Source organism: Pseudomonas sp. LBUM1647, from assembly GCF_059716175.1.
Genome location: NZ_CP166809.1, coordinates 815595 through 830504, shown reverse-complemented (window position 1 = coordinate 830504; position 14910 = coordinate 815595). Strand labels below are relative to the sequence as shown.

The 14910-nt window shown below is 59.3% G+C and carries 10 protein-coding genes; 8 read left to right on the top strand and 2 right to left on the bottom strand.

All coding sequences use genetic code 11. The features are described 5' to 3' along the window. On the top strand, nucleotides 1-1323 hold the full coding sequence (locus ACA059_RS03570) for a UDP-glucose dehydrogenase family protein (RefSeq protein WP_497632752.1): 1323 nt from the start codon (nucleotides 1-3) through the stop codon (nucleotides 1321-1323). Nucleotides 1324-1378: 55 nt separating this feature from the next. On the opposite strand, the gene ACA059_RS03565 is transcribed toward ACA059_RS03570, so the two are convergent. Continuing rightward, nucleotides 1379-4813: an O-linked N-acetylglucosamine transferase, SPINDLY family protein gene (locus tag ACA059_RS03565; protein WP_497632751.1), complete on the bottom strand. Its 3435-nt coding sequence runs from the start codon at nucleotides 4811-4813 to the stop codon at nucleotides 1379-1381. Nucleotides 4814-4995: 182 nt separating this feature from the next. Then, nucleotides 4996-6048, bottom strand: a complete 1053-nt coding sequence (locus ACA059_RS03560; protein ID WP_462020963.1) for a FliC/FljB family flagellin — start codon at nucleotides 6046-6048, stop codon at nucleotides 4996-4998. Between the two features lie 321 nt (nucleotides 6049-6369). Between ACA059_RS03560 and ACA059_RS03555 the strand changes: the two genes are divergently transcribed. The 7 genes from ACA059_RS03555 to ACA059_RS03525 all read left to right on the top strand — a co-directional run bounded on the left by ACA059_RS03555 (nucleotide 6370) and on the right by ACA059_RS03525 (nucleotide 14898). Continuing rightward, the gene (locus ACA059_RS03555) at nucleotides 6370-7194 is read left to right on the top strand and encodes a motility protein A (protein ID WP_497632750.1); all 825 of its coding nucleotides are present in this window, start codon (nucleotides 6370-6372) and stop codon (nucleotides 7192-7194) included. Further along, nucleotides 7191-8144 (top strand): OmpA family protein, encoded by a 954-nt coding sequence (locus ACA059_RS03550; RefSeq protein WP_497632749.1) that lies wholly within the window; start codon nucleotides 7191-7193, stop codon nucleotides 8142-8144. Before ACA059_RS03555 ends, ACA059_RS03550 begins: the two co-directional genes overlap by 4 nt. A gap of 210 nt (nucleotides 8145-8354) precedes the next feature. After that, a complete protein-coding gene (locus ACA059_RS03545) occupies nucleotides 8355-9278 on the top strand; it encodes a hypothetical protein (RefSeq protein WP_497632748.1) in 924 nt (307 codons plus the stop codon). A gap of 128 nt (nucleotides 9279-9406) precedes the next feature. Then, nucleotides 9407-10813: a DUF2252 domain-containing protein gene (locus ACA059_RS03540; protein WP_497632747.1), complete on the top strand. Its 1407-nt coding sequence runs from the start codon at nucleotides 9407-9409 to the stop codon at nucleotides 10811-10813. A 90-nt stretch (nucleotides 10814-10903) separates the two neighbouring features. After that, entirely contained in the window at nucleotides 10904-11425 is a 522-nt protein-coding gene (locus ACA059_RS03535) for a sigma-70 family RNA polymerase sigma factor (RefSeq protein ID WP_497632746.1), read from the top strand. Beyond that, the gene (locus ACA059_RS03530) at nucleotides 11422-12384 is read left to right on the top strand and encodes a FecR domain-containing protein (protein ID WP_497632745.1); all 963 of its coding nucleotides are present in this window, start codon (nucleotides 11422-11424) and stop codon (nucleotides 12382-12384) included. Before ACA059_RS03535 ends, ACA059_RS03530 begins: the two co-directional genes overlap by 4 nt. 174 nt (nucleotides 12385-12558) lie before the next feature. Beyond that, the gene (locus ACA059_RS03525; RefSeq protein ID WP_497634624.1) at nucleotides 12559-14898 is read left to right on the top strand and encodes a TonB-dependent siderophore receptor; all 2340 of its coding nucleotides are present in this window, start codon (nucleotides 12559-12561) and stop codon (nucleotides 14896-14898) included. The last annotated feature ends 12 nt before the right edge of the window (nucleotides 14899-14910 follow it).

Here is a 14910-nt window from a genome sequence, read left to right as displayed (position 1 = left end):
ATGAAAATCAGTGTGTTCGGCTCCGGTTATGTGGGTCTTGTGGCAAGCGCGTGCCTTGCCGATGTCGGCCATGAAGTGATGTGCATGGACATCGACCCGCAACGCATCGAGCGGCTGCAAGGCGGTGAAATACCGATTCATGAGCCCGGTCTGAGCACGTTGATCCTCACAAACGTTCAGGCCGAACGCCTGCTCTTCTCCACCGATGCTGCGCAAGCCGTCGCCTTCGCCGACTTACTGTTCATTGCTGTGGGTACGCCGGCCGATGAAGACGGCAGTGCCGATCTGCAATACGTTCTGGCCGTCGCACACACCATCGGCCAGCACATGCAGGGCTACAAAGTGGTCGTCGATAAATCCACCGTGCCCGTTGGCACCGGGGAAAAAGTCCAGGCGAGCATTCGCGCGGTGTTGGCAGATCGCGGCGTACAGCTGCCGTTCGATGTCTGCTCCAACCCGGAGTTTCTGAAGGAAGGCGCCGCCATCGAAGACTTCACCCGTGGCCCGCGCATCATCATCGGCACCGCGTCGGAGCAGGTCAAAACCCTCATGCGCGAGTGCTACGCGCCCTATAACCGCAATCACGACAAACTGATGTTCATGAGCCGGCGCGCCGCCGAGCTGACCAAGTACGCCGCCAACGCCATGCTGGCGACAAAAATCAGCTTCATGAATGAAATGGCCAACCTCGCCGAATACCTCGACGTGGATATCGAAGAAGTCCGTCATGGCATCGGCAGCGATCCACGGATCGGCTATGACTTCATCTACCCCGGTTGCGGCTACGGCGGTTCGTGTTTCCCCAAGGACATTCAAGCCCTGAGCCGCACCGCCCATGAGGTCGGCTACGACCCGCAATTGCTCAGGGCGGTGGAAGCGGTCAACCAACGACAGAAAGCCACCCTGTTCAAAAAGCTCGAACGGGCGCTGGACGGTCAGTTGGCGGACAAAACCATTGCCGTCTGGGGGCTGGCGTTCAAACCCAATACCGATGATATGCGCGCCGCCCCCAGCAGAGACCTGATGGAATCCCTGTGGAAGGCCGGCGCCAGAGTGCAGGCCTACGACCCGGAAGCAATGCAGGAATGTCGGCGCCTTTACGGTGAGCGAGACGACTTGTTGCTGGCCGGGGATCGCATCCAGGCAGTCAAGGGGGCCGACGCCCTGGTGATCTGCACGGAATGGAAAGCCTTTCGCAGCGTCGACTTCACCTGGCTCAAACAGCAACTCAAGTTGGCCGTGGTGATCGATGGGCGCAATTTGTACGAGCCCAAGGCACTGGCGGAAGCCGGTTTGACCTATTCGGCGATCGGCAGGTCCTGAACCCGGCGCGTCAATCTCGCCGACGCGCACGGTTCAATTCATCACCGCCCGATTCTCACTCGGCGTAGGCCACCTCGTTATAGCTAGCGACCAGCCAGGTCAGTTCTGACCGGGGTATTTCGGCGAGAGGACGCACGTCAAACCGCGCCATGCGTCCGACGAACTCGGTCGGTGCCAATAACCGCTCGACCACGTGATAGTGAGGACGATCGAGGTAGTCGTCGAACAGTACGATCATCGGTTTGGTCGCCCGCAGGTACGCGGTCACGAAGCAGGCAATCCGAAAACGTCCATCGATCAGGATCACATCCGGTTGCTGAAAGAACGGCTCATCCCAAACCTTCAGCGGGTAGGTGTGGAATTTTTTCCAGGCCCGGGCATTTTTCGGACGCGCCCATTGACCGGTCTCGCCGACATCGATCGGATAAATCACCGGCCGCGATGGCAGCGAAGCGCTGGTAATCCAGGCCTGCATGTCCTTGGCCCAGCGTGCGTCGTTCTCTACCGAAATCACTGACTTGCCCGGCATTCTGGCAGCAATGATTGTCGAACCACCGCTGCCGTACTCCAGAATCACTGAGGCCTCTGCATAGATCTTCTTCAGGTAAACGGCGACCTCTTCCGGGAATGTCACCTGGGGTTCCTGCATCGGCGCCCGCAGGTCTTCATCTTGTCGAGCGGCAAGCGCTTCGACCTGGTTTGATGCGGGTTTCGAGGCCGATGACGTTTTCTGACAATGCTTGAGGTACTGCTCGGCCAAACCGCTGTCGAGCGCGCTGAGAAGTTGTGTCGCGACATCGTGAGCGCCGTAAACCGTATGCAGGATGAACGCCAGCTTCAGACGCTGGTTGTCTGACAATGCCGCCAATCGTGCCGCGTCGGGCAGAAACAAGGCGTCGGCACAGACCAGATGAGAAGCCCGAAGTTGATCAGGGCTCTCACCCTGCGGCCGATGGCTGATGTGTTGAAGTTTATTCAACCGATAAAAGCTGAAACCAAGGCGAGCAAGGCTTTGACTGATCAGGCCCACATCGGGCTGCTGGCGATGGGTCGGCGCGAAGTTGACGCGCGCCTGCACCAGCAGCGTATCGGTCAGCGTACGTTGCCCGTGTTCAATAACGGCCAGGCTGTCGTTCAGATTGTCCAGCACCAGCCAGTCAACGGACTGCAACCCGTTGATCGCGTCCAGCTTCAGGGTTGGCAACGCAAGCCTGGCCAGCACGCTGGAACCGGCACCCGGACTTTGCACAGGAAGAGGCTCCAACGTCGCCGTCATCGCCGGATCGAGGCACGCATAGAGGGTCGTCGCCTGACCATTGCCCAGCGCCGCATGCGGGTAATAATGCAGCTCGCCGAGTTGCGCCAGTTGCCTGGCATTATCGACGCGACTGGCCGGGTCGAACGCTATCGTCGAGAAGGCTCCCAGCTTTTGTAGCGCGACGAACTGCGACGAAGCCACCAGCGTCACGCCATGATCCAGCGTGACGACCTTGCCCTGAAACTTGAAACTGAAGCCTTCGTCCTTCACCGGCTCAACCGGGTGTTGGATCTCCACGGCCTCGGATTCATCCTGGAACCAGGCGTGCCCATCCTTGGTCAGTGTCAATGCGGCCGCCGGTTTGCCCTCGCAATAGCGCTGCCAGATTGCGCGCATGGCCGTGGTGAAGTGGCTCGCAAAACGACGATTGTCACAGACCGGCGAACGCATCAGCACATCGCGCAGGTGGCTGCGGATGCGGGAGAGACTGTTCAGATCCCCGGCCAGGCCGATGACGCGCTGACGGTATTCATCCCAACTGTTAACCACCAGCTCTGGCAGCCCGGCATTGACCAAGTGCGTGGCCGAGTGACGCCCGGCGAATGTCGGGCCGGGCAACGTGACGACCGGCACGCCCATCAACAACGCCTCGCAGGTCGTCAATCCGCCGGAATAGGGCCAGGGGTCAAGCGCGATATCGATGCGGTTGTAGGTCTCAAGCAACGATTTGTGGCCGACCGGCCCTTCGACCAGCACACGTTCTGATGTAATCCCTTGGGCAGCCATAACGGCATGCACATGCTCTCGCAGCTCACGGTTGCCGAACGCCCCGCCCTTGAGCAGCAAGCGCGAATCCGGCGTCGCCCGCATCAACTCGGCCCAATGGGCCAGCAGGACATCGTTGACCTTGGTCGGGTTATTGAAGCACCCGTAAGTCATGAAGCCGTTTTCAAGCGCAGGTAATGGCTTGATGTCCGGCGTGTAGGGCGGCGGGTCGTAACAGATGTAATCGTCGGGCAGACGGATGAGTTTTTCGGTGTAGAACGCATCCTCGCCTTCAGGCGACTCGATACCATCGCTGAGCAAATAATCGATCGCGTCCAGCCCCGTCGTATTGATCAGCCCGCCCACCCACTTCACCAGCAACGGCGCCGGTTGTAGCGCCATGGCGCCCATGCGGTTACCGGCGTTATGGCCACACAGGTCGATCAGGATATCGATCCGGTCGTCACGAACACGCTGGGCCAGCGTGTGCTCGTCCATGTGTTTGATCGCGAGCCATTGATGAACCGTCGCTTGAATGCGCCGGGTCAGATGATCGCAAACCTGGCTGGTGCTGTAGGCGAACAATTCAAACTGATGAGGCGGCAGTTTCTCCAGCACACCCACGATCATGTTGCCCACGGGATGCTGACGCAAACCGTCGGACACCAGACCGATGCGCAGGCATCGGTTCAGCGCCCGATCCTGCACGACTGGTCGCGCGGGAACGGATTTTGGACCGAAGCGCGACTGCCATTCCTTGCAGACCTCGAAGATGTAGTCGCGGCTGCGATCAGGATCGTAGTGCAACGACGTCAGGCGATTGGAGTACGGCAGCACATCCGTGCGTTTGGCCAGCGACACTGCCTTTTGATAGTACTTGTCGGCCTTGGCCAGTTGGCCAATGTCTTTGTACAGGTTGGCCGCGTTGTTCCAGTGACTGTAATCCCCCGGTTCTCGTTCGATCAGTTTGTCGAACACCGCGATGGCGTCGCCGTGGCGCTCCAGCCGGTTGAGGATCAAGCCTTTTCTGGAGAGCATGCGACAGTCATCAGGGGCAATATCCAGAGCCTGCTGAATGTGCTGCAGGGCTTTGGCGAACTCACCTTTCTCGAAGTAGAGCGTGGCCAGGCGATGATGGGCCGGTGAGAAATCAGGGTTGATTCCCAAGGCCTTGAGGGCAAGCTCCCGGGCACGTTCCGCCTGACCGAGTTTTTGCGCCGCTTTGGCCACCAGTTCCAACGCCTGCGGGTCGTCGGGCAACAGGCTCAACGCCCGCTCGAAACTGGCCAGTGCACGTTCAGGCTCGGCGTTGAGCTCCAGATTGCCCAGGTCCTTCCACACTTGCGGGTCGCGCGGACGCTGCTGGCTGAGCCGTCGCGCCTGGGTAAGGCCGCGAGTGTCAGCGGCGCGGCTTGACGCCGGAGTGAGGGGTTTCTTGTGCGATCTGGCGTGCTGGGGTTTGGGCATGGAAAGGCAGCCTTGTGAAGGAAGGGTCTGCCCTGAATGCTATCGCGGCACCTACAGCGGCAAAGCCCGGATAAGCCCATCGCAGCCGCGGGATTAACGGGTATTGCGCGTCGACCGCCCACAAAAAAAGGGGCTCAGCGTGCGCTGGCCCCTTCGTACCGCGTGCTACGCAGGTGTAACGATTACTGCAACAGCGACAGCATTTGCTGAGGCATGGAGTTGGCTTGCGCCAGTACCGACGTACCTGCCTGCTGAAGGATTTGGGCGCTGGTCATCGCCGACACTTCAGTGGCGTAGTCCACGTCCTGAATACCCGAACGGGCGGAGGTCAGGTTAGTGGTGGTGGTCGAAATATTGGTGATCGCCGAGTCAAACCGGTTCTGCACCGCACCCAGGTCCGAACGCATCGAGTCAACGGTGTTCAACGCACTGTCGAGTGTGGTCAGGGTGTTTGTCGACTTTTTGGTGACGGCATTATCCGTGTCGATGCTGATGCTGGCCGTGGTGGTGGTGCCACTGGTCGTCAGGGTGACTTCGGCCGCATAGGTTTTACCGCCTACAGTCAGGAAGGCGTTACCGTCAGCGTCTGTGGAATAGGTGCCGCCACTGATGGCAGTACCGGACTTATCGACATAGCTGGTGTTGGTCGAGGTGATCGCGGTACCCGAGTCGTCCGACAGGGTTGTCGCGGTCAGCGTGGTGTCGTAGCCGTTGACGTTGAAGTCACCCAGGCCGAGCGTGTCGGCGTTGATTTCGCTCAGCTTGATATCAATGGTCTCGCCATCGTTCGCACCGACCTGGATGGTGATGGTCTGATCGGACGCCAGTACATCCACACCGTTGAACGCCGTTTGCTCGGAGATACGGTCGATCTCGTCCAGACGCTGGGTGATCTCGTCCTGGATCGATTGCAAGTCGGACTGGGAGTTGGTGCCGTTCGAGGCTTGAACGGCCAGTTCACGAATGCGCTGCAGGTTGTCGTTCACCTGGTCGAGGGCGCCTTCAGTGGTCTGCGCCAGGGAGATACCGTCGCTGGCGTTGCTGCTCGCCTGTTCCAGACCGGTGATCTGCGAGCTCATACGGTTGGCGATCGCCTGACCGGCCGCGTCATCCGAGGCGCTGTTGATTTTCAGACCGGACGACAAGCGTTCGATCGACGTACTCAGGCTGCTCTCCGAGGAGTTCAGGTTTTGTTGAGCGATCATCGAGGTGATGTTGGTATTGATAACTGACATTTTGCAGTTCCTTCTCGTGGGTGAGGCGCTTATGACAAATTCAGAGTCCGGCGCCCGTTACTTTCAGCGCCGTTGCCGTACAGACATTGCGAACATCGGCGACCCGATCACCCACCTTTAGCCAGCCCTTAAAAAATTTTCACACACGACTTTCTGCCGCCTGCCCACCCGACAGCCTCTTCCGTAGTGCTGATTTCACCAGGGAAAGTGGCTGTATTAGCGGATTTGAATCAACGCCCGCCACGTTATAAAGCCTTCCTTTGTTTAAATCGCACCAACGACTTCGGCGTGGGTGCCGAGTGCTGTTTCAAGGAGTGCTGCATGAACCCCTCGACCCTGATCGGTATGCTCGCCAGCCTTTTACTGCTGGCGGTTCTACTGGTGTTCTCCGCGCAACAACCCGGATTGTTCGTTGATCTACCGAGCCTGGGCATTGTGGTGGTTGGCACCTTTGCCGCGACCTTCATCAGCTATCCGCTGAGCGAAGTGTTGCGGATTTTCAGCCTGATCAAGACCGTCATTCGCAACGAGCGCGAGTACACCCAGGAGGACATCAACGAATTGGTCAGCCTGTCGCGTCTGTGGATCGACGGCGACTTGCGAGCGGTTGAGGAAGAACTGGATCGAGTGAAAAACCCCTTCCTGCGTTCCGGCGTGCAGTTGGTGATCGACAAGACACCGGAAGACGACATCCTCGAACTGCTGCAATGGCGCATTTCCCGGCTTCGCGCCAAAGAACACGCCGAGGCGCAGCTGTTTCGGGTCATGGCCAGCTACGCCCCGGCCTTTGGCATGCTGGGCACGCTGGTGGGGTTGGTGAACCTCATGTTCGTACTCGGCGATGGCGACATGGTCACCATCGGCAGGCAAATGGCTGTCGGCCTCATGACCACCCTTTACGGCGTGCTGCTGGCCAACCTGGTGTTCAAACCCGTTGCGGTCAAACTGGAGCGCCGCACTGAACAACGGGTGGTGTTGATGAACATGATCCTGCAAGGCATCTCCATGATGTCCAACAAACGCAGCCCGGGCCTGATGCGTGAAACGCTGAAATCCTTCGTGGCCGAGCATCAAAACGAACTGCGGGACGAGCCCGTTCGCCTGAGTCGCAAATTGATGCCCCTCAAATGGAAACCACGGGCATGAGAGCGTCCACCAACGCCACCTCGGCAAGTGGCCTGGCCGATCATCAGCATTGGGAGGCCCGCCAGCACGCTCTTGAAATCGAGTTGATGCGGGCTCGCCAGAATCATCGCGGCCTCAAACGTAAAAACGCAGCCGCTGTGGCAGCCAGTGCTCTCCCGGTTGACGACGCCGGCGGTGAGGCATGGATGATGACGTATCTGGACATGATGACGCTGTTGCTGGTGGTCACCATGGCAATGCTGGCCATGGCCGGCAAGAATCATGACCACCTCCAGAAAGCCGGCCTCAACCTGAACCGGATCTTCAGTGCAAAAAGCCTGACCCAACTGGATCCGCCAGGAAAGTTGTTGCTTGTGCCTCAGGTCAAAACCCCGGTCGATCCAGAACCCACGCCTGAACCTGTCGCATCGACGGACATCGCATCATTGGATGCTCCGACATCTGTCGCGGCAACGACCGAGGTTGCGGCAGTCGAACCCGCCGCTGCCATCGAACCGGCCCCCTCCGTCCCGGCCAAACCCAGTCTTGATGACCTGCTCAAAGAGCTGCCTCTGGATAAGCTGGGCAATGATATTGAAGTCGTCACCAACGAAAGCACGGTCAGCTTCCGGATCAACAGTGAAATCCTGTTCCCCTCCGGCCAATCCGACCTCAACCTTGGCGGCCTGAGAGTCCTGCAGCACTTGATACCGGTACTCGGCAGCGTCCCGCACAACGTCATCGTCGCCGGCCACACCGACACACAAGACATTCGCAGCTCACGCTTCCCCTCCAATTGGGAACTCTCCGGCGCCCGCGCCGGCAGCGTCGTGCGTTACCTTCAGAGCAACGGCATCAAGAGCAATCGCCTCGCCGCCGTGGGCTACGCCGACACCCATCCCTTGGCCGACAACACGACAGCAGAAGGTCGCGCGAGCAACCGTCGGGTGGAGTTGATTCTGGAGCGCTGAAACTCAAACCCGACATTAACGAAGCCCGCCAATGCGGGTTTTGTTGCATCTGGAGTTCGGCATTCGATGCCTCACAGATTTCATTTCAAGCACACGCTCAAATCGAGTGAGCTGTAATCAACGTATGGGTCGGCGATTCAACGCAACAGGACCTATGCTGCGGGGTTACCTGCAACCGCTTGAGCAACCAACGCACTCAGGAAGATCAACATGAACGTATGGATCGCAGCCGTTCTGGCCGCCATGGTTTCTGTGCCTGTACACGCCGCCACCGAGATCGCTCCTCGTGTCGAGCAGGTCACCTTCAAAAAGGGCTCCGACACCGTCAGGTTCGCCCGAGCCATCAAAGGCCCGCTCACCGCGCAGTACCGTCTAAACGCGAAAGCCGGCCAAATGATGACCGTGGACTTCAAGTCTTCCAACGCCTCTGCCTACTTCAACATCACCGCGAAAGGTGCGGACTATGCGTTGTTTAACGGATCGATCATGGGCAATCACTTTCTGGGACCATTGCCCGCCGATGGCGAATATACGGTTCAGGTATACCTGATGCGCAACGCCGCTCGGCGCAATGAAGTGGCCAACTACAGCCTTTCATTAAGCCTGAGCTCGGGTGATGCGACGGACAGCAACCAGCCGGTCGACCAAACACTTGAATTGCAGGGCATTGGCTTTCATGTGACGAGCGTGTCGGTCGATGGAAATCGTGCTCTGCGCATTGCACCCCGAGGTCTGGAAATCGATAACTCAGAGATCGTACGCCCCCTCACCGGCACCATCGTCCGAGCAGAGGTCGCCGACCTTGATCGAAATGGCTCTCCAGAGATTTACGTATTCATCAGGTCGCCGGGGCGCGGGATGCCGGGCGAGCTCATTGCTTACGCTGCCAACCGCAAGAAGTCGCTGAGCGAGATTTATCTACCCCCTGTCAGCGAGAACCCGAAAACAGCGGTGGGCTACCAGGGCGAGGATGAGTTTGCTGTGGCGGAAAATGCGTTGGTACAGCGGTTCCCGGTTTATGACAGCACGGATGCCGACGCGGGCAGGACGGGGAAAATTCGGCAGGTTCAGTACACGTTGATGCCTGGTGAGGCCGGGTGGATTTTGAGGGCTTTTGGGGTGGCTGAGTATTGAAGGATGCTCGTTGGTGAGTTGCTCCCGTTTCGCCCCCACGATCAAAGCCCAAACACTTCGAATGAAGACCCGAAGCCCTTCTACACTCATCTCTCACACGTTCGAAAACACTCACCAAACGAGCCCACATGAACACCCTCAAAGACCGCTTGAAGCAAGGCAAGGATGCTCGCAAGAACTGCTCCCGCAGTTCGCAGGCGGCCATGGGGAAAATAAATCGCGACCCGCTGCCGCTGATCAAAACGTCCAGTGAAGACCGGATCAAGTCGCTGGTCGAGTTACGCTACGGCCGCATGCTGGTCTCGCCCTTCACGTTCTATCGCGGCAACGCGCTGCTGCAAGCCCATGACTTGGCCGGAACATCCAGCATGGGCCTGATATCACCCATCTGCGGCGACAGTCACCTGATGAACTTCGGCGGTTTTGCAACGCCGGAACGCAATCTGCTGTTCAGCGTCAACGACTTCGACGAAGCCCATCCCGGCCCTTGGGAATGGGACTTGAAACGGCTGGTGGCGAGTTTCGTGGTGGCCGCCCGCGATCTTCGCCATGGCGACACAGTCCAGGAAACGGTCTGCCGCCAGGTGGTCGGTGCCTACCAACAGACCATGCTCGAATGCGCCGAACAAAGCGCCATGGAAACCTGGTACGAGTCCATCAGTTACCGCGATCTGCGGCAGCAGGCGAGTAAAGCGACACTGGAACATGTAGAGCGCGCCATCGAAAAAGCCGAACGGCGTACCCATGCCGAACTGCTACCGAAAATCAGTGAAAGTGACTCACATGGCCGACTGATCATTCGCGATGACCTGCCGGAAATTTTCCATTTACACGAAAACACCACGCTGCTGGATGCCGACGACGACTGGCTGCGCCTGTCGGACTGGCGTGCGCTTTACGACGCGTTCATGCGCGACTATCCCGGCACGCTGCAAGCCGACCGTCGCGAGCTGTTGTCGCGTTTTCACGTTCATGACATGGCGTTCAAAGTGGTCGGTGTGGGCAGCGTCGGGACTCGTTGCCTGGTCGCCCTGCTGACCGATGATCAGGAGTTCCCGCTGTTCCTGCAGTTCAAGGAGGCACGTCGTTCAGTGCTGGCCGATTATGTGAAGACCAAATCGCGGGTGCGGCATAACGGTCAGCGCGTGGTCGATGGCCAACGGTTGATGCAATCGGCCAGTGACCTGTTCCTCGGCTGGACCACCGGCCCCAGCGGTCGACACTTCTATGTGCGCCAGTTGCGCGACATGAAAGTCTCGGCTGAACTTGAGACGTTCGACGCGGACACCTTCGCCGCCTACGGACGCGTTTGTGGCCGCGCCTTGGCCCGCGCCCACGCCAAATCGTCCGGAAACGCCGCACACATCAGTGGCTATATCGGCAAGAGCGACGCACTGGCCGACGCGTTGTTCAAGTATGCGCAGAGCTACACCGCGCAGAATGAGCGCGACTTCGAACGATTCCAGCAAGCCTGCCGCAAGGGCCGTTTGCGGGCGCGCTCGGAAGCGGACTTTGCGGCGGATCATTTGCCGTAGGCGCGCAGTCTCTCCTTGCAGCCTCACCCGGCCGATCTATATGATAAGTATTATCATTTGTGATATTTACTCATCCGGCGCCCTCACACCATGCCTTTATCCTCCCAATCCAGCTTTTGCGACGTGGCCGTGCTGTATCGACAACAGCACAGCTGGTTACAAAACTGGCTACGGCGCCGGCTGAACTGCTCGCAAAGCGCGGCGGACCTGGCCCAGGACACGTTCATGCGGTTATTGGCCAAAGAGCAGGTGCCAGAGCTTCACGCCCCGCGCACGTTTTTGGCGAAGGTGGCGCAAAGCGTTTTATCCAACCATTACCGCCGGCAAAAACTCGAACGTGCCTACCTTGAGGCATTGGCGGCGATGCCTACGCTGATGGCGCCGAGCCTGGAGACTCAGGCGATCCTGCTGGAAACCCTGATAGCCCTCGACGCGGCCCTCGAATGCCTGGAGCGACCGGTGCGCGAGGCGTTTCTTTGGTCGCAGGTAGATGGGTTGAGCCACGCTGAAATCGCTGAGCGGCTCGACCTTTCGATCACCACAGTCAAGCGCTACATCGTCAAGGCGGGTGCGATGTGCATCATGCTCGATGAAAGTCTGGACCCACTGTGATCCAGCCCATATCCGGCGATGTCGCCGAGCAGGCCATGCACTGGCATCTGGAGCTTCAAGAGCGTGACGTCAGCGAAGAAACCCTGGCCGCGTGGATGAACTGGCGCCAGGCACATCCCGTGCACGAACGCGCTTGGCAACGTGCCGAAGCCTTCGCCCAACGCATGAGCGATATTCGCTCCCCCTCCCAACGATCCCTCGCCCACGCGGCACTCAGGCCGACGATGTCGCGGCGCACGGCAATCAAGCAACTGGGCGTATTGCTGGCAGTAGGCGCGGGTGCCTGGAACGCGAAAGATGCCGCCTTCGTACAGGATCTGACCGCCGACTACAGCAGCCGGATCGGCGAACAACGACGCATTGTGCTCGCTGACAATACACAGGCACAGCTCAACACCGACAGCGCCATCAACGTGGTTTTCGAGCGAGAGGCCAAACGCGTCAATCTGTTACGCGGAGAAATTTCGATCACCCGGGACACGATTGCCGATGGCCGCCCGCTGTCGGTGGAAACCGGCGAAGGTCGACTCGAAACGGCATTGGCGCGGTTCAGCGTCAGGCAGCGTGCGGGAATCACTCAGGTCAGCGTTTATGAAGGCGCCCTGGCGATTAACCCATCGGCGCAACCACGCGCCTCGATTCCATTGAAGGCTGGCGAGCAGGTCATGTTCAATGCCCATGGCGTGACAGCCCGGCAGAGCATCGCACTCACGGCGCCCGCATGGACTCAGGGCATGCTTGTTGCCCAAGGTCAGCCTCTCAAAGACTTCCTCGATGAGCTGAGTCGCTATCGCCGCGGACACCTGGCCTGCGATCCATCCCTTGCGAACCTCCGTGTTTCGGGGACGTTCCCCCTGGCCAACACCGAGCGAATCATCTTCGCCATCGCCGACACACTGCAGCTCGACGTCCAGCAGTTCACCCGTTACTGGGTCACGCTGAAACCACGCCTCGCCTAGCGCTGAAGTTTTTTTGCCGTTGGGTGGTCCGTTTTCGATTCTCACGAGACTTAAACCCCAGACACTCAATTCAATGGGGAACAACTCGTGGATCTCACCGCACGCAAAAGCCAGGGCTGGCACTTTTCACTCAAACAAAACCTGGCCGGCGCAGTGGTTCAAGGCATCGCCTGCATGACGGCGACCGCGCCGCTGCTGATGGTTCCGAATTGGGCCCAGGCCGCCGCGCAAGCACAGCAGCATTTCGATATTCCTGCCGGGCCATTGGCGGCGGCGCTGACCCGTTTCGGTCAGACCGCACACATTTTGTTGTCTTACTCCACGCCACTGACCGAAGGGCAAATGACACCGGGGCTCAAGGGCCGTTACGACGTGGATCAGGGCCTGGCGATCCTGCTCGCAGGCACGGGTCTTGAAGCCTCTCGCGGTGCCAACGGCAACTACTCGCTGCAGGCCAGTTCCAGCGATGCGTTGCAATTAGGCGCGGTGTCCATTTCCGGCAAGGCGCCGGGCTCGACGACTGAAGGCACCGGGCTCTACACCACTTACTCGTCCAGCAGCTCGACTCGTTTGAACCTTACACCCCGGGAAACCCCGCAATCGCTGACGGTCATGACCCGCCAACGTTTGGATGACCAGCGGCTGACTACGCTGACCGACACCATGGAAGCTACGCCCGGCATCACGGTGATACGTGATGGTCTGGGTTCCGAGACCGATGCCTATTGGTCTCGCGGCTTTGCGATCCAGAACTATGAGATCGATGGAGTTCCCACCAATACGCGCCTGGACAACTATGCCCAAAGCATGGCGATGTACGATCGCGTCGAAATCGTGCGCGGCGCCACCGGCCTGATCAGCGGCATGGGTAACCCTTCCGCGACGATCAACCTGATCCGCAAAAGCCCGACCGCCGAGGCGCAGGCCAGCATCACCGGCGAAGCGGGTAACTGGGACCGTTATGGCAGCGGTTTCGACGTCTCCGGACCGCTGACCGAAACGGGCAATGTCCGTGGGCGACTGGTCGCCGACTACAAAACCGAGAAAGCCTGGATCGACCGCTTCAACCAGCAATCGCAGCTGCTCTACGGCATCAGCGAATTCGACCTGACCGAAGACACCCTGCTGACCATGGGCTTCAGCTATCAGCGCACCGATGTCGACTCGCCGCTGCGCTCAGGCCTGCCAACCCGCTTCAGCACCGGTGAGCGCACCGACCTCAAACGCTCGCTCAATGCCGGGCCCGACTGGTCGTATAACGATCACGAGCAGACCAGTTTCTTCACCTCCATCGAGCAGCAACTGGGCAACGGCTGGATCGGCAAGATCGAATTCACCCACGCCGAAAACAAATTCGACGAGGTGTTCAACTTTGCGATGGGTGACCTCAACAAGGATGGCAGCGGTCTGTCGCAATTGCCGGTGCGCTTCTCCGGCACGCCGCGCCAGAACAACCTGGACCTGTACGTCACCGGCCCGTTCGGCCTGTTCGGTCGCGAACATGAGCTGATCGGCGGCATGACCCTCTCCAAGTACAAAGAGAACGTGCCGGGCTGGGGCGGCTGGCGTTATGACTATGCCGGATCCCCGGCGGGCAGCATCGACAACCTGTTCACCTGGGACGGCAACTCCGCCAAACCTGACTTCATCGAGAGCGGCAAATCGTCGATCGACGAAACCCAATACGCGGCGTACCTGACGTCGCGTTTCAGTGTGACCGACGATTTGAGCCTGATCCTCGGCAGTCGGGTCATCGACTGGAAACGCGATACCACGGATCGCCCTTACGAGGGCCCGGAAACCGAAGTCAATCGTGCAGAAAACGGCGTATTCATTCCCTACGCCGGTGTGGTCTACGACCTCAGTGACACCTGGTCCGTTTACGCCAGCTACACCAGCATCTTTAACCCGCAGGCGTCGTGGGTCACTGACGAAGACAACAAACCCCTCGACCCGATGGAAGGCAAAGGCTACGAGATCGGGCTCAAAGGTACGCACCTGGACGGCAAGCTGAACTCCAGCCTGGCCCTGTTCAAACTGGAGCAGGACAACCTGGCGATCTGGCAACACGACAACGTGTACAGCGCCGAGCAGGACACCACCTCCAAAGGCGTCGAGCTGGAGGTCAACGGCGAACTGGCCGAAGGCTGGCAGGCATCCGCCGGTTATGCGTACTCGGTCACCACCGATGCCGACGACCAGCGCATCAACACCAACCTGCCGCGCAACAGCGTCAAGACCTTCACCAGCTATCGCCTGCAGGGGCCGCTGGACAAAGTGACGGTGGGCGGCGGCGTCAATTGGCAGAGCAAAGTAGGTGCCGACCTGCACACCTTCAGCCAGAGCAGCTACGCGGTCACCAACCTGATGGCGCGTTACGAGATCAGCCGCAACTTGAGTGCGTTGGTGAATCTGAACAACGTGTTTGATCGCGAGTACTACAGCCAGTCTGGCCTGTACGGCGTTTACGGCGCGCCGCGCAATGTGATGACGAGCTTCAAGTACGACTTCTGAGGCAAGAGCGAG

What these genes read in the sequence shown, in the direction of transcription:
- ACA059_RS03570 (WP_497632752.1), top strand. Translation starts at nt 1, where the DNA reads ATGAAAATCAGTGTGTTCGGCTCCGGTTATGTGGGTCTTGTGGCAAGC.
- ACA059_RS03565 (WP_497632751.1), bottom strand. Translation starts at nt 4,813, where the DNA reads ATGCCCAAACCCCAGCACGCCAGATCGCACAAGAAACCCCTCACTCCG.
- ACA059_RS03560 (WP_462020963.1), bottom strand. Translation starts at nt 6,048, where the DNA reads ATGTCAGTTATCAATACCAACATCACCTCGATGATCGCTCAACAAAAC.
- ACA059_RS03555 (WP_497632750.1), top strand. Translation starts at nt 6,370, where the DNA reads ATGAACCCCTCGACCCTGATCGGTATGCTCGCCAGCCTTTTACTGCTG.
- ACA059_RS03550 (WP_497632749.1), top strand. Translation starts at nt 7,191, where the DNA reads ATGAGAGCGTCCACCAACGCCACCTCGGCAAGTGGCCTGGCCGATCAT.
- ACA059_RS03545 (WP_497632748.1), top strand. Translation starts at nt 8,355, where the DNA reads ATGAACGTATGGATCGCAGCCGTTCTGGCCGCCATGGTTTCTGTGCCT.
- ACA059_RS03540 (WP_497632747.1), top strand. Translation starts at nt 9,407, where the DNA reads ATGAACACCCTCAAAGACCGCTTGAAGCAAGGCAAGGATGCTCGCAAG.
- ACA059_RS03535 (WP_497632746.1), top strand. Translation starts at nt 10,904, where the DNA reads ATGCCTTTATCCTCCCAATCCAGCTTTTGCGACGTGGCCGTGCTGTAT.
- ACA059_RS03525 (WP_497634624.1), top strand. Translation starts at nt 12,559, where the DNA reads ATGACGGCGACCGCGCCGCTGCTGATGGTTCCGAATTGGGCCCAGGCC.